The sequence below is a fragment of the Labrenzia sp. THAF35 genome (assembly GCF_009363595.1).
In the GTDB taxonomy this organism is placed as follows: domain Bacteria; phylum Pseudomonadota; class Alphaproteobacteria; order Rhizobiales; family Stappiaceae; genus Roseibium; species Roseibium algicola.
The window spans coordinates 4,323,714-4,348,720 of record NZ_CP045380.1 but is presented as its reverse complement, the minus strand read 5'-3'; the positions used below and the strand labels follow the sequence as shown (position 1 = coordinate 4,348,720).

Annotated in this window: 25 protein-coding genes; 6 read left to right on the top strand and 19 right to left on the bottom strand. The window is 57.1% G+C overall.

What is annotated here, in order from left to right; all coding sequences use genetic code 11:
* Positions 1-9 precede the first annotated feature (9 nt).
* From hflX to dusB, 9 genes are all read right to left on the bottom strand, one after another.
* Complete coding sequence (gene hflX, locus FIU93_RS19935; protein WP_152507645.1) at positions 10-1,290, bottom strand: GTPase HflX; 1,281 nt, start codon at positions 1,288-1,290, stop codon at positions 10-12.
* Between the two features lie 120 nt (positions 1,291-1,410).
* Positions 1,411-1,668 (bottom strand): RNA chaperone Hfq, encoded by a 258-nt coding sequence (gene hfq, locus FIU93_RS19930; RefSeq protein ID WP_173006241.1) that lies wholly within the window; start codon positions 1,666-1,668, stop codon positions 1,411-1,413.
* Between the two features lie 187 nt (positions 1,669-1,855).
* Positions 1,856-2,719 (bottom strand): D-amino-acid transaminase, encoded by an 864-nt coding sequence (locus tag FIU93_RS19925; protein ID WP_022998588.1) that lies wholly within the window; start codon positions 2,717-2,719, stop codon positions 1,856-1,858.
* A 103-nt stretch (positions 2,720-2,822) separates the two neighbouring features.
* Positions 2,823-4,199: a Trk system potassium transporter TrkA gene (trkA, locus tag FIU93_RS19920; RefSeq protein WP_022998587.1), complete on the bottom strand. Its 1,377-nt coding sequence runs from the start codon at positions 4,197-4,199 to the stop codon at positions 2,823-2,825.
* Between the two features lie 50 nt (positions 4,200-4,249).
* Positions 4,250-5,617 (bottom strand): sigma-54 dependent transcriptional regulator, encoded by a 1,368-nt coding sequence (locus FIU93_RS19915; RefSeq protein ID WP_022998586.1) that lies wholly within the window; start codon positions 5,615-5,617, stop codon positions 4,250-4,252.
* Complete coding sequence (locus tag FIU93_RS19910) at positions 5,607-7,871, bottom strand: PAS domain-containing sensor histidine kinase (RefSeq protein ID WP_152506512.1); 2,265 nt, start codon at positions 7,869-7,871, stop codon at positions 5,607-5,609. The genes FIU93_RS19915 and FIU93_RS19910 overlap by 11 nt, the downstream gene beginning before the upstream one ends.
* A gap of 382 nt (positions 7,872-8,253) precedes the next feature.
* A complete protein-coding gene (gene ntrC, locus FIU93_RS19905; protein WP_022998584.1) occupies positions 8,254-9,693 on the bottom strand; it encodes a nitrogen regulation protein NR(I) in 1,440 nt (479 codons plus the stop codon).
* Positions 9,694-9,695: 2 nt separating this feature from the next.
* A complete protein-coding gene (locus FIU93_RS19900) occupies positions 9,696-10,835 on the bottom strand; it encodes a nitrogen regulation protein NR(II) (protein WP_035909465.1) in 1,140 nt (379 codons plus the stop codon).
* An 8-nt stretch (positions 10,836-10,843) separates the two neighbouring features.
* Entirely contained in the window at positions 10,844-11,848 is a 1,005-nt protein-coding gene (gene dusB, locus FIU93_RS19895; protein ID WP_152506511.1) for a tRNA dihydrouridine synthase DusB, read from the bottom strand.
* Positions 11,849-12,018: 170 nt separating this feature from the next.
* On the opposite strand from dusB, the gene FIU93_RS19890 reads away from it, so the two are divergent.
* The 5 genes from FIU93_RS19890 to FIU93_RS19870 all read left to right on the top strand — a co-directional run bounded on the left by FIU93_RS19890 (position 12,019) and on the right by FIU93_RS19870 (position 15,541).
* Positions 12,019-13,272: a bifunctional 2-C-methyl-D-erythritol 4-phosphate cytidylyltransferase/2-C-methyl-D-erythritol 2,4-cyclodiphosphate synthase gene (locus FIU93_RS19890; RefSeq protein WP_152506510.1), complete on the top strand. Its 1,254-nt coding sequence runs from the start codon at positions 12,019-12,021 to the stop codon at positions 13,270-13,272.
* A gap of 6 nt (positions 13,273-13,278) precedes the next feature.
* Positions 13,279-13,788, top strand: a complete 510-nt coding sequence (locus FIU93_RS19885) for a CinA family protein (RefSeq protein ID WP_075283178.1) — start codon at positions 13,279-13,281, stop codon at positions 13,786-13,788.
* Positions 13,789-14,012: 224 nt separating this feature from the next.
* Positions 14,013-14,360, top strand: coding sequence for a hypothetical protein (locus FIU93_RS19880; RefSeq protein WP_055654375.1), 348 nt, complete (start codon positions 14,013-14,015; stop codon positions 14,358-14,360).
* Positions 14,361-14,531: 171 nt separating this feature from the next.
* Positions 14,532-15,008: a hypothetical protein gene (locus tag FIU93_RS19875; RefSeq protein WP_022998578.1), complete on the top strand. Its 477-nt coding sequence runs from the start codon at positions 14,532-14,534 to the stop codon at positions 15,006-15,008.
* 98 nt (positions 15,009-15,106) lie between these two features.
* Entirely contained in the window at positions 15,107-15,541 is a 435-nt protein-coding gene (locus FIU93_RS19870) for a hypothetical protein (protein WP_022998577.1), read from the top strand.
* 18 nt (positions 15,542-15,559) lie between these two features.
* Here FIU93_RS19870 and FIU93_RS19865 read toward each other — a convergent pair whose 3' ends face one another.
* The 10 genes from FIU93_RS19865 to FIU93_RS19820 all read right to left on the bottom strand — a co-directional run bounded on the left by FIU93_RS19865 (position 15,560) and on the right by FIU93_RS19820 (position 23,957).
* Positions 15,560-16,012, bottom strand: coding sequence for a type II toxin-antitoxin system RatA family toxin (locus FIU93_RS19865; RefSeq protein ID WP_152506509.1), 453 nt, complete (start codon positions 16,010-16,012; stop codon positions 15,560-15,562).
* A gap of 29 nt (positions 16,013-16,041) precedes the next feature.
* Positions 16,042-17,016 carry a lipoyl synthase gene (lipA, locus tag FIU93_RS19860; RefSeq protein ID WP_022998575.1) on the bottom strand — a complete coding sequence of 325 codons (975 nt, stop codon included), beginning with the start codon at positions 17,014-17,016 and terminating at the stop codon, positions 16,042-16,044.
* Between the two features lie 56 nt (positions 17,017-17,072).
* A complete protein-coding gene (locus tag FIU93_RS19855) occupies positions 17,073-17,513 on the bottom strand; it encodes a thioesterase family protein (RefSeq protein ID WP_055654381.1) in 441 nt (146 codons plus the stop codon).
* On the bottom strand, positions 17,510-17,749 hold the full coding sequence (locus tag FIU93_RS19850) for a GlsB/YeaQ/YmgE family stress response membrane protein (RefSeq protein WP_022998573.1): 240 nt from the start codon (positions 17,747-17,749) through the stop codon (positions 17,510-17,512). Before FIU93_RS19850 ends, FIU93_RS19855 begins: the two co-directional genes overlap by 4 nt.
* A 32-nt stretch (positions 17,750-17,781) precedes the next feature.
* Positions 17,782-18,030 (bottom strand): GlsB/YeaQ/YmgE family stress response membrane protein, encoded by a 249-nt coding sequence (locus tag FIU93_RS19845; RefSeq protein WP_022998572.1) that lies wholly within the window; start codon positions 18,028-18,030, stop codon positions 17,782-17,784.
* A gap of 181 nt (positions 18,031-18,211) precedes the next feature.
* Positions 18,212-19,660, bottom strand: a complete 1,449-nt coding sequence (gene lpdA, locus FIU93_RS19840) for a dihydrolipoyl dehydrogenase (protein ID WP_022998571.1) — start codon at positions 19,658-19,660, stop codon at positions 18,212-18,214.
* A 72-nt stretch (positions 19,661-19,732) separates the two neighbouring features.
* The gene (locus FIU93_RS19835; RefSeq protein ID WP_152506508.1) at positions 19,733-21,082 is read right to left on the bottom strand and encodes a pyruvate dehydrogenase complex dihydrolipoamide acetyltransferase; all 1,350 of its coding nucleotides are present in this window, start codon (positions 21,080-21,082) and stop codon (positions 19,733-19,735) included.
* A 16-nt stretch (positions 21,083-21,098) separates the two neighbouring features.
* On the bottom strand, positions 21,099-22,496 hold the full coding sequence (locus FIU93_RS19830; RefSeq protein ID WP_022998569.1) for a pyruvate dehydrogenase complex E1 component subunit beta: 1,398 nt from the start codon (positions 22,494-22,496) through the stop codon (positions 21,099-21,101).
* 14 nt (positions 22,497-22,510) lie between these two features.
* Positions 22,511-23,560, bottom strand: coding sequence for a pyruvate dehydrogenase (acetyl-transferring) E1 component subunit alpha (gene pdhA / locus FIU93_RS19825; protein ID WP_022998568.1), 1,050 nt, complete (start codon positions 23,558-23,560; stop codon positions 22,511-22,513).
* 175 nt (positions 23,561-23,735) lie between these two features.
* On the bottom strand, positions 23,736-23,957 hold the full coding sequence (locus FIU93_RS19820) for a septum formation initiator family protein (RefSeq protein WP_228866647.1): 222 nt from the start codon (positions 23,955-23,957) through the stop codon (positions 23,736-23,738).
* Positions 23,958-24,200: 243 nt separating this feature from the next.
* On the opposite strand from FIU93_RS19820, the gene FIU93_RS19815 reads away from it, so the two are divergent.
* A complete protein-coding gene (locus FIU93_RS19815; RefSeq protein WP_152506507.1) occupies positions 24,201-24,857 on the top strand; it encodes a protein-L-isoaspartate(D-aspartate) O-methyltransferase in 657 nt (218 codons plus the stop codon).
* Positions 24,858-25,007: the final 150 nt, after the last annotated feature.

Sequence of the window (25,007 nt, the reverse complement as noted above, 5' to 3'; positions counted from 1 at the left end):
TCCGACTAGCTAAAGATAAGCGGCATAAAGCTCGCGAAACGGGCCACGTTGCTTGTCGGAAACGCGCACTTCCGCCGTTACGAAATCTTCGGCATCGGTGCGTTCCAGCACCTCTGCCATCTGATAAAGTTTCGCCAGCAAAGCGCCATCGGCAACGGGGATCTTCACAGTCAGGATGTCGTCGTGCTGCGCCATGAAAGCATCGACACGGGCGTAAAGCTGTTCGATCCCTTCGCCGGTCAGCGCGGAAAGGGCAATCGGCCCCTCTTCACCGGCATCTTCCAGCAACTTTTCGCGGTAAGCCGGATCAAGGCAGTCGATCTTGTTCCAGACTTCGATGATCGGCGCGCCTGTCAACGCGTCAACACCAAGATCGGTCAGCGTCTTCTTGACGTCTTCTGCCTGCGCTTCGGTGTCGGGATGCGAAATGTCCCGCACATGCAGGATGAGATCCGCTTCAAGCACCTCTTCCAGCGTCGCCCGGAATGCGGCGACCAGATGGGTCGGAAGATCGGAGATGAACCCAACCGTATCCGACAGGATGACTTCCTTGCCATGCGGCAAGGCTACCTTGCGCAAGGTCGGATCGAGCGTGGCGAACAGAAGATCCTTGGCAAAAACGTCAGATTCGGTCATCCGATTGAAAAGCGTCGATTTCCCAGCATTGGTATAACCGACTAGCGCGACAACCGGCTGCGGGATTTTCTTGCGTTTCTTGCGGTGCAGGTCACGCGTCCGGCGAACCTGTTCCAGCTGTTTCTGCAACGCAATGATCCGGTCCTGAATCTGGCGCCGGTCGGCCTCGATCTGGGTTTCACCCGGACCACCCATGAAACCTGCGCCGCCGCGCTGGCGCTCAAGGTGGGTCCAGGAGCGGACGAGACGGCTCTTCTGCCAGGTAAGATGCGCCAGATCGACCTGAAGCCGACCTTCCTTGGTGCGGGCCCTGTCACCAAAGATCTCCAGGATAAGACCGGTGCGGTCGATGACCTTGGTTTTCAGTCGGCGTTCAAGGTTTCGCTGCTGAACCGGGGTGAGCGGATGATCTATGACAACAAGATCCAGATCCTCGCTCGCAACGATCCCGGCAAGTTCGGCAACCTTGCCATCGCCAAACAGGGTTGCAGGCTTGGGATTGTTGACCCGGACAACGCCGGAATGCGCGATATTGAGATTGATGGCAGCACTCAGGCCGAGGGCTTCTTCCAACCGCGCTTCCGGGCTGCGATTGCCGCGAAGTTCTGTCTGCGCGGACTCGCCACGCAACTGCAGAACCGGCTCCAGAATCATCGCACGGAAGGGCTGGGGCAGACGGTCCACCCCAGTATCTTTCAACCTTAGAGATTTCTGGCCAGGTTCCTCGGAACCGTTGGATTTAGAAAAATCGTCTGCGCGAGACTTCGGTTTCAATCAGCTTGCCTTTTCAGCGTTTTCCTCAGCCTGATCGAACAGTTGAACAGGTCCGTTTGGCATAATTGTGGAAATCGCGTGTTTGTAAACCAGCTGGGAATGCCCATCACGACGCAGCAGAACGCAGAAGTTGTCGAACCATGTCACGACACCCTGCAATTTCACACCGTTGATCAGAAAAATCGTCAGAGGAGTTTTTTGCTTGCGAACGTGATTAAGAAAAGTGTCTTGGAGATTTTGTGCGCGCTCAGCCATCAGTCTTTTTATCCTATTTGCCCCGGATGCGGCCGAGCATCCGGCGTTTCAGCAGCCTACCGTCAAAAGCCGTTCAGTATCAATGACTAATGTTTGACGCACCGCCCGCTTTTCGTATAGCCCACCAGTCAAGACCGTCTGCCTCGGTCTAAAATAGTTTCGTACTTTCGACCCAATGAGGCCAATCGAATCATACCGCCTGCAAATCAGTAGCAGTATGGAACAATTCGCGCAATCGGGTTGCCACCGATCCAGGATGACCGTTTCCGATAATCCTGCCGTCCAAACGTGTCACAGGCATCACGACAGTCGTCGCTGCCGTGACGAAAGCTTCCTTCGCATCGAAAGCTTCTTCAAGGCTAAACGGTCTTTCCTCAAACGTCAGCCCTTCCTTTTGGACGAGATCAAGAACCACGGCGCGTGTAATACCGCGCAGGATTCCGCTCTCGGCTGGCCGGGTGACCAGCACGCCTTCCTTGGTAACGATCCAGGCGTTTGTCGATCCGCCTTCTGTGACATTGCCGTCGGCATCCACATACCAGGCTTCTTTGCCGCCCTGTTCCTTCGCGTTCTGTTTCGCCAGCACGTTCGGCAAAAGCGCAACGGTCTTGATATCAACGCGCGGCCAACGGTTTTCCGGATAACTGAACACCGAGATACCCTGTTCGGCCTGTGCCTTGGCAGCAGTCGGGCTGGACGAACGGGCGGTCACCACGATCGACGGTGCAACATGCGCCGGCGGGAAGAAGTGATCGCGCTTGGAAACACCACGCGTCACCTGAATATAAACCAGTCCGTTGCGAACAAGATTCCGACGGACTACCTGATGCAGCACGAATTCCACGGCGTTGCGGGCCATTGGCCAGTCTATGCGCAGCTCACTCAAGGACCGGCCAAGGCGGTCCAGATGGCGCGGAACGTCGACGATCTTGCCCTGCCAGACTTCACAGACTTCATAAACGCCATCGGCAAACTGATAACCGCGGTCTTCAACATGCACCGCAGCATCGGCATGACGCACATACTGGCCGTTGACATAGGCAATCCGGCTCATGGTTCCTCCAGAACAGGACGGTTCGAAACGAACCGATTGGTATTTTTGAAAGTTTTGACCTTTCGGTCAGACAAAAGCAAGGCCAGAAAGAAGCCACTCAGCCTTAAAAGAAGTCAAGGCTGACGCGGAACATCTGTTCTACCTGGCGCACGCGGTTCGCAACCGCGAAGATCACGATACGGTCTTGTGCCTGAATCTGCAGGTCACCATTAGGCGTAAGCACCTCGCCGCCGCGGAAAACCGCACCAATGCGGATACCGGACGGCAGATCGATAACCCTAAGCGGCTTGCCGACCAGCGGCGACGTATCAAGTGCTTCCGCTTCGACAATTTCCGCAGCCCCGTTCTGAAGCGAATGAACGCCCCGGATACGACCACGTCGGACGTGTTGGAGAATACGAGAGATGGTTACGGCGCGCGGGTTGATAAACGCATCAATCCCCAGCGCGTTGGCAAAAGCCGGGTAACTCGGATTGTTCAACAGCGACAAGGAGCGCTTGCAGCCAAGCTTCTTCGCCATGACGGAAGACAGAATGTTGACTTCATCCTCGTTGGTGAGAGCCACCATGGTATCTGCATCGCCGGCATCGGCTTCATTCAGGATCGTCTGATCCAGCGCGCTGCCGTGCAGGATGACTGATCGCTTCAACTCATCGGCAACAGCCATCGCCCGCTCACGGGAGGCTTCGATAAGCTTGATCTTTGTTCCGGACTGACGCTGTTCAAGTGCCTTGGCGACATAGAGCCCGATGTTGCCACCACCGCAAATCACGACACGGGCCGCTTCCGGTTCCTCGTGTCCGAAAATGCTCAGCGTTCTGCGAACCTGGTCGCGGCGGGCAACCACATAGGCAAGATCACCCGTCAGAATGGAATCGCTGCTCTTGGGAACAAACAGCCTGTTGTTGCGATAAAGGCCGACGACAACGGCCCCAAGGTCCGGGAAGAGTTCGGTAAGCTGGCGCAAGGGAGTGTCCACGACCGGGCAGTCCTCCTCGCACATGATCCCGACGACAACAACCTGGTCGTCGGCAAACCGGACAGTCTCGACGGCGCCCGGAAGCGCCAGACGGCGCAGTACCATCTCGCCAACTTCGATTTCTGGCGAGATGATCACGTCGATCGGCATGTGATCGCGCGAAAACAGATTGCGCCAGCGCCCCTGCAAATAGGATTGCGCCCGGATACGGGCGACCTTTGTGGGAACGTTAAAGAGCGAATGCGCCACCTGACAGGCCACCATGTTGACCTCGTCATAAAGCGTGACGGCAACAATCATGTCGGCCTCTTCGGCCCCGGCCTGTGCAAGGACGTCCGGATGCGCGCCATGCCCGACAAAGCCACGCACGTCCAACTGATCGCCAATGGCGTTGATCAGTTGCGGAGAAGAATCGATCACGGACACGTCGTTCTGTTCCGCAGCCAGACGCTCGGCAATGCCGTAGCCCACCTGCCCCGCGCCGCAAATCACGATTTTCATGGAAAGATCCCTTTCCCGCCTTGCCGTTACCTATCGCTTCCCGAAGTGCCTCAGGTCATGCCCAGGGTTTTCAGCTTCCGGTGAAGCGCAGACCGTTCCATACCGACAAATTCGGCAGTCCGCGAGATGTTCCCGTCAAATCTCTTGATTTGAGCCTGAAGATATTCACGCTCGAAGATCTCCCGGGCCTCGCGCAGAGGCACGGACATCAGGTGTTCCCCCGTACCTGACGTGGGCAGGCTCGGCAGAGTTTCGCCGATTTCCGCTGGCAGCAGGTCCGCAGTGATGGTGCTGTCCGGATCGCCGCGGCTAAGAATCATCAGACGTTCGACGTTGTTACGTAGCTGACGCACGTTGCCCGGCCAGTCATGTGTCTGCAGAACTGCCATGGCGTCATCACCGATAGGCCTTTGCGGAATGCCCGAAGCACCGGAAATCTGATGCATGAAGTGATGCACCAATACCGGAATATCCTCACGCCGTTCTGCAAGACCGGGCACACGCAGGGGAACCACGCTCAGACGGTGGTAGAGATCCTGCCGGAACAGTCCCGACGCAATGTGTTCCTCGAGATTTTTCGATGTCGAGGACAGGATGCGAATGTCGACCTGAACCTTCTGGGTGCCGCCAACACGAGCGAAGCTCTGCTCCACGAGAACCCGCAGGATTTTCCCCTGGGTCTCGGCGGGCATGTCGGCGACTTCGTCGAGGTAAAGCGTACCGCCATGGGCTTCTTCCAGCGCACCAATCTTGCGCAGATTGCCGTTTTCATCCTCGATGCCGAAGAGTTCTTCTTCCATCCGCGACGGCGTGATGGTTGCAGCGTTCAGCACAACGAACGGGCTTTTGGCACGCGGCGACATGTCGTGGATCATCCGGGCAGCGCGCTCCTTGCCCGCACCGGAAGGACCGACGATCAGGATACGACTGTTCGTTCCTGCGATCTTCTGGATGGTTTGCCGAAGGTTGTGAGCTGCCGAGGAGTTGCCAATGATTTCACTGGTCTCGCCGCTGCGCTGCTTCAGATCGCGGATTTCACGTTTCAGGCTGGAAGCTTCCAGGGCGCGCTCGACGATATGAACCAGCCGGTCTGCCTTGAACGGCTTTTCGATGTAATCGTAGGCCCCGCGCTTGATGGCAGAGACCGCTGTTTCAATGTTGCCGTGACCGGAGATGATCACGACCGGCATTTCAGGATCCGTTTCACGGAAGATATCGAGCAGGGCCAGGCCGTCGAGGCGGCTTCCCATCAACCAGATATCCAAAATGACAAGCGAAGGCTTGCGCTCCTTCACTGCAGCCAGGGCGCTGTCTGAATCGTGCGCGGTCCGCGTTCCATAACCGTCATCATCCAGGATGCCGGCAATCATTTCGCGAATATCGGTTTCGTCGTCTACGACAAGAATATCATGCGCCATGGGCAGTCACAGTCTGGTTTTGCAGGTCGGTCTCCGGCTCGATCTCGGCATGTGCTGCCAATGTCAGTCGAACGAGCGTGCCCGTGTCCTCTGGGTTGGTTTTGGGGGCGTCGAGCAATTCGATGCCTCCGCCGTGGTCTTCCAGGATCTTGCGGACGATGGCAAGGCCAAGGCCCGTCCCCTTCTCCCGGGTTGTCATATAGGGTTCCAAAAGCCGGCTGCGATTTTCTTCCGGCAGCCCGATGCCATTGTCGATGACATCAATCACGATCCGGCCGCTGCCGTCTTCCAGTTCACCGCGCAAATGCACGGTCACCTTGCCTTTGGGCAAATCGTCTCCGATACGCGCACTCACCGCCTCCGCAGCATTCTTGACCACATTGGTCAGAGCCTGGCCAACCAGACGCGCGTCAAAGACAGCCGTTACCGGACTGGACGGAACATCCGCGGTAACACTGATTTCCGGATTTGCCACCGACTGCATGAACGCCGCATCGCGCACCGCCTCGCGCAGATCTCCAGATGTCTTCGTTGGCTTGCGCATACGGGCGAAGGACGAGAACTCGTCCACCATCTGGCCGATATCGCCCACCTGCCGAACAATGGTGTCGATGCATTGATCGAAGACTTCCCGGTCCTCCTCGATGCGTTTGCCGTAGCGGCGGCGTATGCGTTCTGCCGAGAGCTGGATCGGTGTCAGCGGATTCTTGATCTCATGCGCGATGCGCCGGGCAACATCCGCCCAGGCCGAATTGCGCTGTGCCGAAACCAGATCTGTAATGTCATCCAGTGTCACCACAAAACCATGTTCGCGCCGGGTAGACTGCTCCCTCGTTATACGCACGTTGATCGTACGCAGGCGTCCGCCCCGCGTGATCTCGATCTGCGTTTCCGGAACCCTGTCACTGTCATTCTTCAAGACACCGGAAATGCTGTCGTTCAGCTCCGGCACCACCTCGATCAGAGACTTGTTGAGGATCTGCACTTCATCCAGCTGCAGCAATTCCAGGGCCGAGCGGTTGATCAGCATGATCGAGGCTTCATCGTCAACGCCAATGACGCCGGTGGACACTCCGGAAAGAACGGCTTCGTTGAAGCGGCGGCGGCGGTCGATCTGCTCGTTCGCCGCCAGAAGCGCATCACGCTGCCCGAGAAGCTGACCGGTCATCTTGTTGAAGGTCTCGCCCAGGTTGGCGAGGTCACCACCGGATTTCTCGGTCGGAACCTTGACGACGAGATTGCCTTTGGACACCTCGTCCGCTGCCGAAATCAACGTTCGGATCGGCGAAACAAGTCGATTGGCAAATCCGAAACCTATCCAGATCGCCGACAAGAGCAACACCAGCGCGACGCCGAGATAGACCAGAGCAAAGGCCACCTGGACGCCAAAGCGGCTATTCTCCATCTGCTGATATTGCGAAGCACCTGTCTCGGCAAGACGCAGATATTCGACAACACGCGGATCTATGGCGCGAACGGCATAGAGATAGAAATTGTCATAGGCGGACAATTTCATGACACCGCCGACAAGGTTGGAACTTCCCGGTGCGATCAGGATCGGATCCCCGGATTTTGCCTTGAAGAAACTGTCGGCAGGCGGCAGCGGCACTTCCGCATTGGGATCTATGACGACGCGGGTGACCACCTCGCCGTTCTCGTTCAGGATAAAGGCCGCGAGGATACCGCGAAGGGAAACCTGCGTGGCAAAGAACTGATCGAAACGGGTCGGCTCGAATTCATAAACCGCCTTCGCCCGGTCGATATCGTTGGTCATGGCGATCAGGTCGCCGCGCAGAACCCTGGCGTGTTCCTGAAGATAGGCCTGAGCAACGGTCAGGGCGTTGTCGATAATCTGACGCGTCCGGTCCTCGAACCAGCGATCAAGACCCCGGTCAAGCGTAATCGCCGCCAGAATTGCCATGAGAACGGCCGGTACAGCAGCAACCACGCTGAACAGGGCCACGACCCGAACGTGAAGGCGAGCAGCAGCCCGTCCACGCCGCCGCGCTTGCCACAACTTCAGGATCTCGAAGGCGATGACACCCACGAGAATTGCCGCGAGCGCACCATTTATGGTCATTGCGACCATGATGACTTCCCGCGTGGGATCGATGGACGTCAACCCCATCAGGATAACGAAGGTGACACCGATGGAAACGAGGGCAAGCAGGATGATCGCAAGACCCACGCGCCGCCAGAATTTGCCTGCGGCGCTGGATTGAGCGACGGGTTCTTGTACTGCTTCCAGTATCATTCGGTCTCTTTTGATTTCAGCTCGCCAAATGCGGACTGTCTTGCTGTATTTGCGGCAAACTTATCACACAATGTTGCGAAATTGCGACAGACCAGAAGAGGCGCAGAAAATTTGCGGTGGACAGGTGATCACTTTATCGCACACTGCTGAATTCGTTATTCTTTTTTGCAGCATTCACAAAATGAATGCCCCGTCTGTAATTGGAATTTCCCTTCAGATGACCCAATGAAACCAGGCTGATATTGAGGGCGAAAATATCTCCTCGTGGTTTCCCACCCCGTGAATCACAAGATCACTCGTCACGACAACCTGCACCTGGAACAAAAAAGCGGCCAGACCTTTCGGCCTGACCGCATCAATTTGCCGCCCTGTCCTGAAAAGACTATCGGGTAGACCGCATCACCTGGATGTCGAGATCCCGGATCTTCTTGCGCAGCGTGTTCCGGTTGACACCGAGAAGCTCTGCCGCCTTGATCTGGTTACCACGCGTCGCCGCCAACGCTGCGCTGATCAGAGGGTACTCCACTTCCCTCAGGATCCGGTGATAGAGGCCGGGAGGCGGCAAGGCATCGCCGAACGTGTCGAAATAACCGGACAGATAACGCTCAACCGACCCACCGAGATTGACGGTCTCCTGGGATTCCTCTTCCATCGGCGAGACCGAAGGCTGACTCAACTCCTGCTCCAGCAGGTTTTCGCTGATCACGTCCTGCGGATACAGCGCGGCCAAACGACGAACGAGGTTCTCCAGTTCGCGCACGTTTCCAGGCCAGCGATACCGGCGCAGAAGATTGAGCGCTCCCTGGTCGATCTGCTTTGCCGGCAGCCCCTCTTTTTCAACGAGCGTAAAGAAGTGCCTCACCAGATCCGGAATGTCCTCGACGCGCTCGCGCAGCGGCGGCAGGCGGATTGGAACCACATTCAGCCGGAAATAAAGGTCTTCGCGGAATAGGCCCTGATTAATCAGGTGCCGCAGGTCCTTGTTGGTGGCTGCAATGATCCTGACGTCCGTCTTGATCGGAGTGCGACCACCGACAGTGGTGTATTCGCCCTGCTGCAAGACGCGCAGCAACCTGGTTTGAGCTTCCATCGGCATGTCGCCGATTTCGTCCAGAAACAATGTACCGCCATCTGCCTGTTCAAACCGACCGGAGCTGCGGTTCTGTGCTCCGGTAAAGGCGCCCTTTTCGTGACCGAACAACTCGGCTTCGATGAGGTCTCGTGGAATAGCCGCCATGTTGATGGCAACAAACGGTCCGTTGCGCCGCTTGCCGTAATCATGAAGCGCCCTTGCGACAAGTTCCTTGCCGGTACCGGATTCACCGTTGATCATCACCGTCAGGTCGGTCTGCATCAACCGTGCAAGAACCCGGTAGATCTCCTGCATGGCGGGAGACCGCCCCACAAGTGGCATGCCCTCGCCCGCATCATCAAGATCGACAGCCGGCCGCTTCTTCGGCTCTTCCAGTGCGCGCTGAACTATACTGGTCAGCTCCTTCAGGTCGAACGGCTTGGGCAGATATTCATACGCCCCCTTCTCCGAAGCCTTGATGGCCGTCATGAAGGTGTTCTGCGCACTCATGACCAGAACCGGCAACTCCGGCCGCATCTTTTTCATGCGTGGCAGCACGTCGAAGATATTTTCGTCCGGCATGACCACGTCGGTGATCACAAGATCGCCATCGCCGGATGAGACCCATCTCCAGAGCGTTGAGGCGTTGGAAGTCAGCCGCACCGTATAACCTGCCCTGGACAGGGCCTGGTTGAGAACGGTGCGGATGGCTGCGTCGTCGTCTGCAACTAAAATCGTGCCCGTCGGCATGGTTACTCGGTTCCTCTGCTGGTCCGGTCGGACGAAGCTGTGCTGTCACCCGTGAACGCGGGCATCAGAATGCGGAAAACTGTCTTCTGGCGTTGGCTGTCACATTCGATGACACCGCCGTGGTCACCAATGATCTTGGCAACGAGTGCAAGACCAAGGCCTGAGCCATTGGTCTTAGTCGTGATAAACGGCTCAAACAGATGCGGAAGAAGGTCTTCCGGAACGCCCGGTCCATTGTCCTGAACACAGAACTCCAGCGGCAGGCTGACTTTTTCGTCAGTACCGGGAACGGACAGCCGCACACCGGGCCGAAACGCCGTCGAAACGCGAATTTCACCGTCGGGATCATCGCCAATCGCTTCGCTGGCATTCTTGATCAGGTTCAGGAAAACCTGAATCAGCTGATCCTTGTTGGCATAAACCGGAGGCAAGGACGGATCATAAATCTCCACAATGCGTTTGCCGCGGGCAAAGCCGGAATCCGACAAGCGCTTCACGTGGTCCAAAACCACGTGAATATTGACCGGCTCTCTTTCGATCGGTCGTTCGTCCGAAAATACTTCCATCCGGTCGACCAGCTTCACGATCCTGTCGGTCTCATCCATGATCAGACGTGTCAGCGCCCGGTCTTCGGCTGGCACCGACTGCTCTATAAGCTGGGCGGCTCCGCGAATTCCTGACAGCGGATTCTTGATCTCATGCGCCAACATGGCGGCGAGTCCCGTCACGGTGCGGGCGGCTCCACGGGACGTCAGCTGCCGGTCGATCTTTTCCGCCATGGTGCGTTCCTGGAACATCAACACCACTGCCCCCGGCCGCTCCGATACAGGTGCAGCGTTGATATCAACCACCTTCGGCGCACCGATGCGCGGAGAACCGATGTCGACCTTGTATTCGTTGACCGGCGCGCTGCGTTCGCGCACCTGCTCGATCAGGGTCAGCAAGGGGCTCCCGAAAGGAACAAAGTCGCTGATTGGATGGCGACGGAGCACCGATACACTGGACCGCATGAAAATTTCCGCGGCCATGTTGGCAGACTCGATCACGCCGTCCGGCGCAACCAGAAGCACCGGGTGTGGCAAGGCATCCAGTATAGTCGGCCCGTCACTGGCAAGCGCGGCCGTACGGCCTGTCTGAGACATGATGTCCTTCAAGCTGCTGTCCGTTTGTTCGAGGAAGAAAGCCAGTCGCTTGCGAGGCGGATAACCTCCGACGGCTGATTGGAAGTCATAAGGATCTTGCGGACAGATCCAGGGATGTCGTCCGCGCCAGCAGACGTTGTCTCGTCCAGATACCAACCGAGATGCTTGCGCGCGATGCGAACACCCTGCCGCTCACCGTAGTGGCTGAGGATGGCCTCGTAGTGCTCCGCCACTAACTCCGCCAGCTCTGTTCCCGTTGGTGCGTCGAGCTGTTCGCCACTTGCCAGAAAATGTCCGATGTGGCCCGGCAACCAGGGACGTCCATATGCGCCCCTGCCGATCATAACGCCGTCCGCGCCGGAAAGCTCAAGCATACGCAAGGCATCTTCAGAACTCTTGCAATCCCCATTGGCGATCAGGGGAACCGAAATAGCTTCCTTGACAGCTGCTATCGCACGCCAGTCGGCCTTGCCCTTGTAAAACTGGCACCGGGTGCGCCCGTGAACGGTGATGAGCTGCACCCCGGCGGCTTCCGCACGGCGGGCCAACTCCGGTGCGTTCAGGTTCTTGTCATCCCAGCCAAGGCGCATCTTCAAAGTGACGGGCACATCGACCGCTGCCACCGTCGCATCAACCAGCGTCAGGGCATGGTCGAGATCCCGCATCAGTGCGGAACCGGAGTATCCGGACGTCACCTTTTTTGCGGGACAGCCCATGTTGATATCGATTACATCGGCACCAAGACCAGCGATAACCTTGGCGGCCTCCCCCATCCAGCGGGCTTCACGCCCTGCAAGCTGAACGACATGAAGACCCTTGTCCTGAGCCTCCGCACGCATTTGCGTTTCGGCGTCGCCTTTGACGAAGGATTCGCTCGCAACCATTTCGCTGACAACCATGCCGGCGCCGTATCTGGCAGCCAGCCGGCGGAAAGGGAGATCGGTCACGCCGGACATCGGCGCGAGCACGGCCGGGTTTGCGAGTTGATACCGGCCAATCGTGAGTGTTTTCATAGACGGCGACACAGCGTCTCTTTTCTGCTTATTGACTGTGCAGATTCATAATTGCCTATATTGTAGACAAGTTTCGCAATGCAACAAGTCAAAATTTGCGGTCCGAACAGGTTCCTAGGTAAAGACGGTTCAAAGCTGACGGTTTGATGCAGAGCACGAGGAGCCCGTTAATGACAAAAACCGCTGCCGCCCTTGTCGTTGCCGCAGGGCGTGGCACCCGTCTTGCGGGCTCCGACAATGCGTTACCCAAGCAATACAGGCCGTTGGCTGGCCGTCCTGTGCTGAGCCATACACTGGATGCTCTCGGGAATCACCCCCGGATCAACCGCCTCGTAACCGTCATTCACCCTGACGACGTGAACCATTACTCTGAAGCAGCAAGAGCGGCCTCCACTGAAACAGCGTCCAAGATCGGACCGGCAGTCTACGGTGGCGCAACCAGGCAGCAATCGGTCCTGGCAGGATTGAAGGCCCTCGCCCTCGAAGGATTTGATTACGTCTTGATCCATGACGCTGCACGGCCGTTCCTCCCATCTGCCGTGATAGACAGATTGCTTGAGCGACTGCAGGGAGGGAACGAAGGCGTTCTCGCCGCACTGCCCGTGGCCGACACGTTAAAAAGAGCAGATCAATCGGGTCGTTCGCTGGAAACCGTTGACAGAGCCGGGCTCTGGGCAGCGCAGACGCCACAGGCCTTTCCCTTGCAGCGCATACTCAGGGCGCATGAAAAGGCGGTAGCTGCGGGAAAACTCGATTTTACTGACGACACCGGCCTTGCGGAATGGGACGGGATGACCATTGTCCTGACGGAGGGCGACCCCGCTGCATTCAAGATCACAACTGCCGCCGACCTCCGTCGTGCAGAACAACAGGCCGAGTTACAACTGATGTCGACTACCCCCGCCTCCCCGTTGCCGCTTTCAGAACTTGCCGACGTCAGAACCGGGATCGGATACGACGTTCACGCCTTTGAAGATGGCGATGCCGTCATTTTGGGCGGAGTAGCCATTCCCCACTCCAGCAAGCTCAAAGGTCACTCAGACGCGGATGTGGTGCTGCACGCTATTACGGACGCTACGCTTGGCGCCATTGGTGATGGCGATATCGGCCAGCATTTCCCACCAAGCGACCCGCAGTGGAAAGGTGCCTCTTCTGACCAGTTTCAACTGGACGCCATGCGCCGTTTGTCTGAACGCGGCGGAAGACTGGCGCATGTCGACGTCACCATCGTGTGCGAGGAACCGAAGATCGGCCCCCACCGCGAGGCAATTCGCTCTTCGATTGCCAAAATTTGCGCCGTGCCTGTTTCGAGGATCTCGGTCAAGGCCACGACATCCGAGCGCCTCGGTTTCACAGGCCGCAAGGAAGGTATTGCGGCCCTGGCCAGTGTGACTGTGCGTCTTCCTTTTCAGGACGAGGACTAGAAATCAATGACCGAGACATCTCCGAACAACCTGGAAGAGCTTGCACCTCTGTCAATTGCTGTGCTGGACGGGCTCATTGCCGCCAAGAAAATGGTAGCGACGGCAGAATCCTGCACCGGAGGCCTGATTTGCGGAGCACTTACGGAGATCGCGGGATCTTCGGCCGCCGTGGACCGGGGGTTTGTGACCTACTCCAATGAAGCAAAGAACGAAATGTTGGGCGTTCCGAAAGACCTTATCGAAAAGCATGGGGCCGTCAGCAAGGAAGTCGCGATAGCCATGGCAGAAGGAGCACTCGCCAGATCCAATGCGGATGTAGCAGTCTCTGTAACGGGTATCGCTGGACCAGGTGGCGGAAGTCCTCAAAAGCCGGTTGGCACTGTCCATATTGCCGTCGCGGCAAAGGATCGCCCGACGGATCATCTCCATTGCTGGTTTGCAGACAACGGCCGGCAATCAATCCGGCTTGCCACCGTCAGAACTGCCCTCACATCGATTTTAAATGCAATTTCCTGAGTAAATGCTCATTAACGCTCATGGGAGTTCGCGCTGGGCTTCCGCTTGGTCATATGTATATTCCAGACAACTTGACCTCAACGTAACTCAAGATCAGAACCTTTATGATTAAACCAGCGACCATTCTGGCTGCATTTTTGTGCGCAGGCTCCACCGCTTTTGCAGGTGCCATACCTCAGCCTGGTGACTTTTACCTGATTTCACGCGATCGCAGCGGACACTTCGTGGGCAGTCACAAGCTGTTCACGGAAAACGCCCGCGGATTGAAAAAGGTCTCTTATTGCCAGCGTAGCTATTTTGTACGCAGCCATTCGGTCGCCTGGACGCAAGTGGAAACCGAACGCGGCAACAAAGTTCAGGTGGAATTCAATTTTGGCCGTGGCTGGCGTCCGATCTGCGGCAATCCCGAGCGACAGGTCAGTCTTGAGGACATCGGCGTCACAATGAGTGCGCACGATCTTCTGGCCGCTCCAGATGAGACTTCGGCCCCGCAAAGCAGACTTTCCGCGATCGGCGCAATGTTCCAGAGCAATAGCGCCGAAGAAGGCCACAGCACGTATCACACACGCTAAAAACCAGTCGGCTCTGGACAGATATTCGATATTTCGTCAACAAAATCAGTGCTTTTAAAGTTTTAATCAAACTCATTTCCCTTACGAAATCACTTTTACAAACACTTGCCGTATGGTCACCGTAAGCAGGAACCAACTCGCGAAATGATTTCGCGGTAAAGGGAACGGGATATGTTAATCCAACGTGCGCTTCTTGCAGGAAGTGCCCTCGCCCTTGCGTGCGCCAATGCGCAGGCCGGCAACAACACGCCGAAACCGGGTGATACCTACATTATTTCGCGCGACGGCAATCAGCTGTTCCGCGGCTCCCACCGCATCTATGACCGGATGGCGGACGGGTTGGTGGAAGTTCAGTATTGCGGCAGATCCTATTTTGTACGCTATGCGACAGTCGCCTGGACGCAGCTTGAAGTGCAGCAGGATTACAAGGTTCGGGTGGAGTTCAATCGGGGCAAGGGCTGGCGGCCGATTTGCGACCATCCTGAAGAACAAGTGACGCTTGAAGACCTCGGCGTACAGGATGATCCGAGACTTGTCGTTCAAAATGACGGGTCGTCAGTAAAGCGGGTAAACCGTTTCGCGGTCATTCGCGAAGCGTTCAAAACAACGGACGGCGACAACGCTGCCAAGTCATATCACGGCAACTAAAAAAGCCGGCACCGGGCTGGTAAGGCTCGGGTAAGCTGGTCAGCTTAGACTTTCAACAGGAACAGGTGACATAAACGCGCAGAAAAAAGGACCCTGACATGAAACGCGCCCTCGCGTTCTTCGCTGCTTTGACGGCCGCTGGCACTACCTTTGCCGGCGTAGCTCACGCTCAGAGCGACTTTTATATCAGGTCCCAGTATTCCAACGGTACGTTCACCGGATTTCATGAAATTCTGACAAAGCCGAAAGAGGGCTACTATCAGGCCCAATATTGCGACCGCACTTTCTGGGTATCCTCGAACACCGTTATCTGGACGGAAGAAGAAGCTGCTGCCGGAAGAAACCTCGTGGTCGAAGAGAATGTCGGCTCCAGCCGCACTCCCGTCTGTACCGATTATACATCCTTCGCAACACTCGAAAGTCTCGGGTTGAAGAAGAAGGAAATCGAGCAGATCCGTCGCCAGGCAGAGCCCCTCGACATGCAGTCGAGCCGTATCCGCATCATTCGCGACGCCTTCAAGCAGTTCAAGTAGGCCCAAAAGGCTGCTTAATCAGGTCCCGTAAACCTGGTCCGCGCGATCTTCGAAGGCGCTTGAAAACTTTCGGAAGGCTTTTTCGAACATGACGCCCATGAGAGAACCGAGCGTCCGACTGCGGAATTCGTAGGATATATAGAAACCGACGTTGCAGCTGCCCTCGCCTGCATCCTCGAAAGTCCACTTGTTTTCCAGGTGCTTGAACGGGCCATCCAGGTACTCAACCAGGATCGTTCTGTCCTGCGGGCGCAGTTCAACGCGGCTGGTGAAGGTTTCCTTGAACAGCTTGTAGGCAACCGTCATGTCGGCCACCAGTACCGTCCGTCCACCATCCAGCTCCTTGCGACCGCGCACGTGAAGATCCTGGCACAACGGCACGAATTCGGGATACCGCTCTACGTCGGCAACAAGGCGGAACATCTCGTCCGCCTTGTGGTTGACTTTGTGGTCGGATGAAAAACTGGGCATACGGTGTCCAGTGTCCTGTTGCTTTGGCGTTAGTGGCCGAGCTTTGCCTTGCGCGCGGCGCGAAGATCCGCGAAATCTTCACCAGCGTGGTGAGACGACCTCGTCAACGGGCTTGCCGACACCTTCAGGAAACCTTTGGCGTAAGCAATACGCTCATAGCCTTTGAACTCTTCCGGCGTCACGAAGGAAACGACCGGATGGTGCTTCTTGGAAGGTTGCAGATACTGGCCGACCGTCAGGAAATCGACATCGGCGGCCCGGAGGTCGTCCATCAGCTGCAGCACTTCGTTGCGCACTTCACCCAACCCGACCATGATCCCGGACTTGGTGAACATTTCCGGATCAAGTTCCTTGACCTTTTGAAGAAGGCGGATCGAATGGAAATAGCGCGCGCCGGGTCGAACGGTCAGATATTTCGACGGCACTGTCTCAAGGTTGTGATTGAAGACATCGGGCTTCGCCGCCACGACAATCTCCAGAGCACCGTCCTTACGCAGGAAATCAGGCGTCAGAACCTCGATCGTGGTCGATGGCGCGGTCTTGCGAATGGCATTGATCACATCTGCGAAATGCTGTGCACCGCCATCGTCCAGATCGTCCCGGTCAACGGAGGTAATCACCACGTGCTCGAGCCCCATTGCGGCAACGGCATCCGCAACACCCTGGGCTTCCTTCGGGTCGACAGGCCCTGGCATGCCCGTGCGCACGTTGCAGAAGGCGCAGGCACGCGTACAGGTATCACCAAGGATCATGAAGCTGGCATGCTTCTTCGACCAGCATTCACCGATGTTCGGGCATCCCGCCTCTTCGCAAACCGTAACGAGATTGTTCTCGCGCACGACATTCTGCGTTTCGCGGTAGACCGGCGATGTCGGTGCCTTGACGCGGATCCAGTGCGGCTTGCGCTGTATTGGATTGTCCGGACGGTGAGCCTTTTCCGGGTGGCGCGGGCGCGCTTCGGATTGTTGCTGCGGGCGATTGAGCGTGTCGACGATCGTAACCATGGGCCTTAAGTGTCGTTATTCCGGTGAAAGGTCAAGACGGATTAGCGTTGAGCCAGCTATGTGCTTAACGCAGGACCGGTCAGTTCCTGAAGCCGCTCGCGTGCACGTTCCGACAGCGGTTGAGACTTTCGCGTGCTCTCGCTCATCTGGACGATGACGGTCACCGCCTGCGCAACCGGCTTTCCATCCTGAAAAACCTTCTGGAACAGCTTGAACGAACTGCGACCAACGTCAAGCACGGCTGTGCCGATCTCCACTTCGCCCGGCCAGTTGACTTCCGCCAGGAAATCCAGCTCCAGCCGCGCGATCACAAAAGCTGCGCCCTGGTCAGCCAGCGCTTCATTGTAGAGCAATTCAACGCGGCCGGTTTCCAGAAAAGTGGCGAACACGGCATTGTTGACGTGCCCCTGCCGGTCCGTATCACCATAACGAAGCTTGTCGCCTGTCCTGAGAACAAAAGCCTCCAGGCTCTCGAATTCGTCCGGATTTGTGCTCACTTGAACATTTTCTTCCAGATGAACAGGAAAAGGATAGAGCCCAGAACCGCGATAATCAGACGATCGAGAATACCACCTGTCACATGCAGGTTGAGCAGCGATGCGAGTTCACCGCCAACCAGTGCCCCGACAAGGCCGACAACGAGGCTGCCAAGAAAACCTCCGCGACTGTTCAGCACCCGGTGAGCAACGGCGCCCGCAATGAGGCCGATGATGATTGTGATGATCCACCCCATCGCGGACTCCTATTTCCAGAAATTTCAATTCGTCAGGCGATCAGTCGCGCAAGCAGCACAACGACAATTGCTCCAACAGCCGCCACGACAATTTCATTGACGTAGGCATTGCCCAGATTGACGTTGATACCTGCGAGCTTGAACAGGAAACCACCAACAAACGCGCCAATGAGACCGCTGACGAGGTAACGGATCAGACCACCGCCGCCAACGACGACGCTTGCAAGCCAACCGGCTATAATGCCGATTGCAACCCAGATCAAAATTGCTTTTACATCCATGACTGACGGCTCCTTTCAGCCTTTTCTCAGACGGTTTCACGTTACCCGTTTCAGAAAAAGCGTCCAGCGTTGATGTCCTGATCAACGTTCAGGTCTGCGCATTTCTTTCACTGCTTGCAGATCCAGAGTACGGCAAATGGAAAGCGGCCTCGGTGCAGTTTTACCCCGAGGCCAAAAGGGATCAGGCGTTGAGCACCTTGCCGTAGGCGTCCAGCACGGCTTCCTTCATCATTTCCGACAAGGTCGGATGCGGGAAGATCGTGTGCATCAGCTCTTCTTCGGTAGTCTCGAGGTTCATCGCGACGACAAAACCCTGGATGAGTTCGGTCACTTCTGCGCCGCACATATGCGCACCGAGAAGCTCGCCGGACTTCTTGTCAAAGATAACCTTGATCATGCCATTGTCTTCGCCAAGCGCGATGGCCTTGCCGTTGGCGTTGAACATGTACCGGCCAACGCGGATGTCGCGGCCCTGTTCCTTTGCCTTTGCTTCGGTCAGCCCAACAGAGGCAACCTGCGGGTTGCAGTAGGTGCAGCCCGGAATCTTGCGATGATCCATCCCGTGAACACCAGGCACACCTGCAATCTTCTCGATGCAAATCACGCCTTCATGCTCAGCCTTGTGGGCAAGCATTGGCGGACCGGCGACATCGCCAATGGCATAGAGGCCGGGCACATTGGTGCGCCCATACTCATCAATGACCACACAGCCTCGGTCGGTTTTCACGCCGAGCGCTTCCAGACCGATATTCTCGATGTTGCCCTGAACGCCGACAGCGGAAATCAGGTGATCAGCCGTAATCTGGCTGACCTTGCCATCCTTGGTCTCCACATGGGCAGTAATCGAATCTGCCGCCTTGTCGACCTTGGTCACCTTTGCTTCGGTAATGATCTTCAGACCGCGCTTCTCAAGAGCCTTGCGCGCGAATTTCGAGATTTCCTCGTCCTCGACCGGCATCACGTTGGCCATCAGCTCGACAACCGTTACATCGACGCCCATGGATCGATAGAAAGACGCGAATTCGATCCCGATCGCACCCGACCCCATGACCACCAGCGACTTTGGCATCTTGGCCGGTTTCATGGCCTCGAAATAAGTCCAGATAAGCTTGCCGTCCGGTTCAATGCCAGGCAAAGCACGCGGACGCGCACCAGTTGCCACGATGATATGTTTGGCGGTGTAGGTGCCTTCACCCTTCACGCCTTTCGGAACCGGATTCTGCGGCTCGACAACAGGCTTGGAAGATTTTCCGACCTTGACTTCGCCCGGTTTGGTGAGCTTGGCCTCACCCCAGATCACGTCGATCTTGTTCTTCTTCATGAGGAAACCGACGCCACCGTTCAGTCGGGCGGAAACGCCGCGCGAGCGCGCAACGACATCCTTGACGTCCGCCTTCATGGAGCCTTCCAGCGTCAACCCGAAACTCTTGGCATGGTTTGCGTGGTCCAGGATCTCTGCAGAACGCAGCAGCGCCTTCGTCGGAATGCAACCCCAGTTGAGGCAAATGCCGCCAAGGTGCTCGCGTTCAACGATCGCAGTCTTGAAGCCCAGCTGGGCAGAACGAATAGCGGTCACGTAACCACCCGGCCCTGAGCCGATAATGATCACGTCGTAATTGGTATCAGCCATGGTGTATTTCCCCGGCGAATGAAGTCATCGATTGAAAACGGCGCGGCGTTGCCGCCGCGCCGGAGATGAGGCTTAAACAAGCATGCTCATCGGGTTTTCGATGTAGCCCTTGAAAGCGGCAAGAAGCTCGGCGCCAAGCGCACCGTCCACGCAGCGGTGGTCGGTCGAAAGCGTCACGCTCATCACCGTGGCAACAGCCAGTTCGCCGTTCTTGACGACAGGGCGTTTTTCGCCGGCGCCGACGGCCAGAATGGTCGCATGCGGCGGGTTGACGACGGCCGAGAAGTTCTTCACGCCCATCATGCCCATGTTGGAGACCGCGGTGGTACCACCCTGGTACTCTTCGGGCTTCAGCTTCCGTTCTTTCGCGCGCTTGCCGTAATCCTTCATCTCGTTGGAAATGACGGAAAGAGGCTTTTCTTCCGCCCGGCGGATGATCGGCGTGATCAGGCCACCCGGGATGGAAACGGCGACACCGACATCGGCATGCTTGTGCATGACCATGTTATCGTCGGTCCACGATACGTTCGCATCAGGAACATCGCGCAGAGCCAGAGCCAGAGCCTTGATGGTCATGTCGTTGACCGAAAGCTTGTAGGCCGGCTTGCCTTCCTTGTCCTTGGCGGCAGCATCGTTGAGCTGTGCCCGAAGAGCCAGGAGAGCGTCGAGTTCACAGTCCACGGACACATAGAAGTGCGGAATGGTCTGCTTCGACTCGGTGAGACGCTTGGCAATGGTCTTGCGCATGCCGTCATGCGGCACGAGTTCGTAGCTGTCCTTGTCGAACAGTTTCAGAACCTGATCCGCGGACGGGCCGGTTGCCATGGCCGGTGCTGCGGCAGCCTTCGGTGCTTCCGCAGCAGCAGCAGCGGGCGCTGCCTTGCCTGTACCTGCAGCAAGAGCTGCCTCGATGTCGCGCTTGACGATGCGGCCATGCGGACCCGAACCGGAAAGAGCTTTCAGGTCAAGACCGTTGAGCTGAGCCAGACGGCGAGCCAGCGGGGACGAAAAGATGCGGTTTCCGTCAGCGGCTTTGGGAGCCGGAACCGGATCCGTTGCCGCCTTTGCCCCGACCTCAATCGCCGGCGAGCTTTCCGGCACAGCCGGAGCCTTGTCGCCTCCCGATGAAGAAGCAGGTGCCGAAGATCCACCGGAGGTGTCGATGGAACTGGCATCTTCACCGTCTTCCAGAAGTACGGCGATCAGTTCGTTGACCTTCACACCTGAGGTTCCCGCAGGCACAACAATCTTGCCGACCGTGCCTTCGTCAACCGCTTCCACTTCCATGGTCGCCTTGTCGGTTTCAATCTCGGCGATTACATCGCCGGCCGAAACCTGATCGCCTTCCTTGACCAGCCATTTGGCCAGGTTGCCCTCCTCCATGGTCGGAGAAAGGGCCGGCATGGTAATATTGATTGGCATGTCCGTCTCCCTGGCCTCAGGCGGTGTAGGTTACGGCTTTGACCGCATCGATGACTTCACCAACATTCGGCAGAGCCAGCTTTTCCAGGTTTGCAGCGTAAGGCATGGGAACGTCCTTGCCGGTCACGCGCAGGATCGGTGCGTCGAGATAGTCGAACGCTTTTTCCTGAACCTGGTAGGCGATTTCCGATGAAACGGAGCACATCGGGAAGGCTTCTTCGATCGTCACGATCCGGCCTGTTTTGCGGACGGACGCCAGCACGGTGTCGATATCCAGCGGACGAATGGTGCGCAGGTTGATGACCTCGGCCGAGATCCCCATTCCGGCCAGCTCTTCAGCCGCCTTGATGGTGTAGGTCATGCCGATGCCCCAGGAAACCAGCGTCACGTCCGTTCCACCGCGTTCCACCTTCGCCTTGCCGATCGGCAGAACAAAATCGTCCATGTCCGGGACTTCGAAGGAATGACCGTAGAGGATTTCGTTTTCCAGGAAGATGACCGGGTTCGGGTCGCGAATTGCTGCCTTCAGAAGACCTTTTGCATCCGCAGCCGAATACGGCTGGACCACCTTCAGGCCCGGCACGTGGGCGTACCAGGAAGCGTAATCCTGTGAATGCTGGGCACCGACTCGCGCCGCGGCACCGTTTGGTCCACGGAAGACAATCGGTGCACCCATCTGACCGCCGGACATGTACAACGTCTTGGCGGCGGAGTTGATGATCTGGTCAATCGCCTGCATGGCGAAGTTGAAGGTCATGAACTCGACGATCGGCTTCAAACCGGCCATCGCTGCCCCGACGCCAAGACCGGCGAAGCCGTGCTCGGTGATCGGCGTATCGATGACACGCTTGGCGGAAAACTCGTCCAGCAGGCCCTGGGTGATCTTGTAGGCGCCCTGATACTCCGCGACCTCCTCACCCATGATGAAGACGTCCGGATCACGGCGCATTTCCTCTGCCATCGCATCCCGCAAAGCTTCGCGAACGGTGGAGGACTTCATTGCCGTACCGGCCGGAATTTCCGGATCGTCAGCAGTTTCAGGCGCAGGAGCAGCAGGCGTCGGAGCGGAGGCAACAGCCGGTGCGCTCGAGGCTTCTGCAGCCGCAGGGGCTTCAGGGGCCGCAGCGGCGGCTGGCGCGGAAGCTGCGGCGTCGATGGCACTGGCGTCTTCGCCCTCGGCCAGCAGAACCGCAATCTTCGCGTTTACCTTGACGTTGTCGGTTCCTTCGGCAACCAGGATTTTTCCAAGCGTGCCTTCGTCAACCGCTTCCACTTCCATGGTAGCCTTGTCGGTCTCGATTTCGGCGATCACATCGCCTGCAGAGATGGTGTCGCCCTCGGCCTTCAGCCACTTGGCGAGCTTGCCCTCTTCCATAGTCGGCGAAAGCGCCGGCATCAAAATGTCAATCGGCATGTTGTCCCCCGGCCTTAGAGCAGAATGTCGGTGTAGAGTTCAGACACATCCGGTTCCGGATCCGTCTGTGCAAATTCGGCAGCTTCCGCGACCCTGGCCCGCACATCCTTGTCGATGGCCTTGAGGTCGTCTTCGGATGCCCAACCCTTGTCCATGAGGCGCGCACGCACCTGTTCGATCGGATCATGTTCGGTCCGCATCTTCTGGACTTCGTCCTTGGAGCGGTATTTCGCCGGATCCGACATCGAGTGGCCGCGGTAGCGATAGGTGATCATTTCAAGAATGAACGGCCCCTTGCCTTCACGGCACCATTCCAGAGCTTCAGCGGAGGCTGCCTTGACTGCGCGCACATCCATACCGTCGACCTGCTTGCCCGGAATTCCGAAGGAAGCACCGCGTTGGGAAAGATCTGTGGTGGCGGAGGCGCGGGCAACGCTGGTGCCCATGCCGTACTTGTTGTTCTCGATCACGTAAACGACCGGAAGCTTCCACAGCTCGGCCATGTTGAAGCTCTCGTAGACCTGACCCTGGTTGGACGCGCCGTCACCAAAGAAGGCCATCGCAACGTTGCCGTTTTCACGGTATTTGTTCGCGAACCCGAGGCCGGTGCCAAGCGACACCTGCGCACCGACGATGCCATGGCCGCCATAGAAATGCTTCTCCTTGGAGAACATGTGCATGGAGCCGCCCTTGCCTTTCGACAAGCCACCGCGACGACCGGTCAGTTCCGCCATCACGCCTTTCGGATCGAGATCCATTGCCAGCATGTGGCCATGATCCCGGTAACCGGTGATCATCTGATCGCCGTCTTTCTTGGCCATCTGCATACCGACGACGACAGCTTCCTGTCCGATATACAAATGACAAAACCCGCCGATGAGGCCCATGCCGTACAGTTGCCCGGCTTTTTCCTCAAAACGTCGGATCAGAAGCATTTCGCGGTAAGCGTGAAGTTCTTCGTCCTTATCGAACTCGGCGATCGCAGGCTGCGCCTTCTTGGCGGAGCTGCGTGTCCGGCTGGTGCTCTTGGAGCTAGCGGAAGTGGTCTTTGATGCTGTGGCCATAACCCTCATCTCGGCGTGACGTTTCCCCTAAGATAGGTAGGAGCAACTTATCCGGTTGGGTCTGTCAATCCAATCCACGCATCTCGCACTGCAACAACAGCACCAAAGCATTGTTAATGCTACAGAATTTTATATTTAACCAGATTATTGTTAATGCAGCAAAATCAACTGAAATTCAGTTCATGCTGTAACGGTGCCCTGGCCTGAGAACAACCAGCTCGTCAGGATGCACCAGGTTGAGATTGAGCCTTGCGCGCTCATCGAGCATATCAGGATCGAGGCTCTCCGGCCGAAGCAGACTAACCCTTGAGACGAGCTCCTGACGCTGGGCGGTCAAGACAGCCAATTCACCTTCAAGTTCGGAAACCTGACGCTCGATCATTGCTCGGCCAACCATCCCGAGCTCACCGCTCATCGCATGGAAGCCAAAATAACCAAGCGCAGCAATGGCGATTGCAGGCGTGATCAATCGACGGAGAAATGACTGTTTTCGCTGACGGGTAGCTGCTCGGGGCACTCTTTGGACCTTAACGCTGATACACTGGCCTCTTGGTTCTCTCACTATGCGGATTTAGGTTTAATAGAGTCTTGAGACAGCCAATCAAATGCACGGTAAATTTGTGTCCGGCGAGAGCAGCCCATGGATCAGTGGACGACCGCACGCGCAGAAATGGTTGAGCAGCAACTGCACAGGCGCGGTATTAGCGACAAACGGGTTCTGTCCGCCATGGCCAGTGTGCCGCGCCATATCTTTGTTCCGGAGAGCCAGGTAAACCGAGCCTACTGGGATGGGCCTTTGTCCATCGGATATGGCCAGACAATATCCCAGCCCTATGTTGTTGCTCTCACTTGCGAACTGCTTGAAATCAGCGAAAACGCGAAGGTTTTGGAGATCGGAGCAGGTTCTGGTTACGCAGCTGCTGTGCTTGGAAATCTCGCTCACAAAGTCATTTCGATCGATCGACTTCAGGAGCTCGTCAACCTTTCCAGGGAAAATCTGGAACAGGCAGGTTGCAGGAACGTCGAGGTTATTTGCGCCGACGGAACACTTGGCTGTCCGGCGGAAGCCCCTTTCGATGCCATCGCAGTTGCGGCGGGAGCGCCGGCTGTCCCCGATTCTCTCAAAAAGCAACTCAAGGTAGGCGGTCGACTGGTGATTCCGGTTGGCAGGTCAAAGCGGCAGCAAGATCTCATCCGGATCGAAAGGCTTTCCGAAACCGAGTTCAAAACAGACAATCTCGGAGCCGTCGCCTACGTACCTCTGGTAGGCGCCGAAGGATGGACGGATGCAGGCTGATGCCTGTCGGGTGTCAACCACCAACATCAGGTATCCCGGCGGCCCCTTCTATTGGTTCAAGCGTTGTTACAGAAAAACTCTGTCAAACAGGAAGTTACTCTGGCTTGGGGCCACCAGCTCGTCCATCGCGAACTCCCCGGTCCTCCGGAT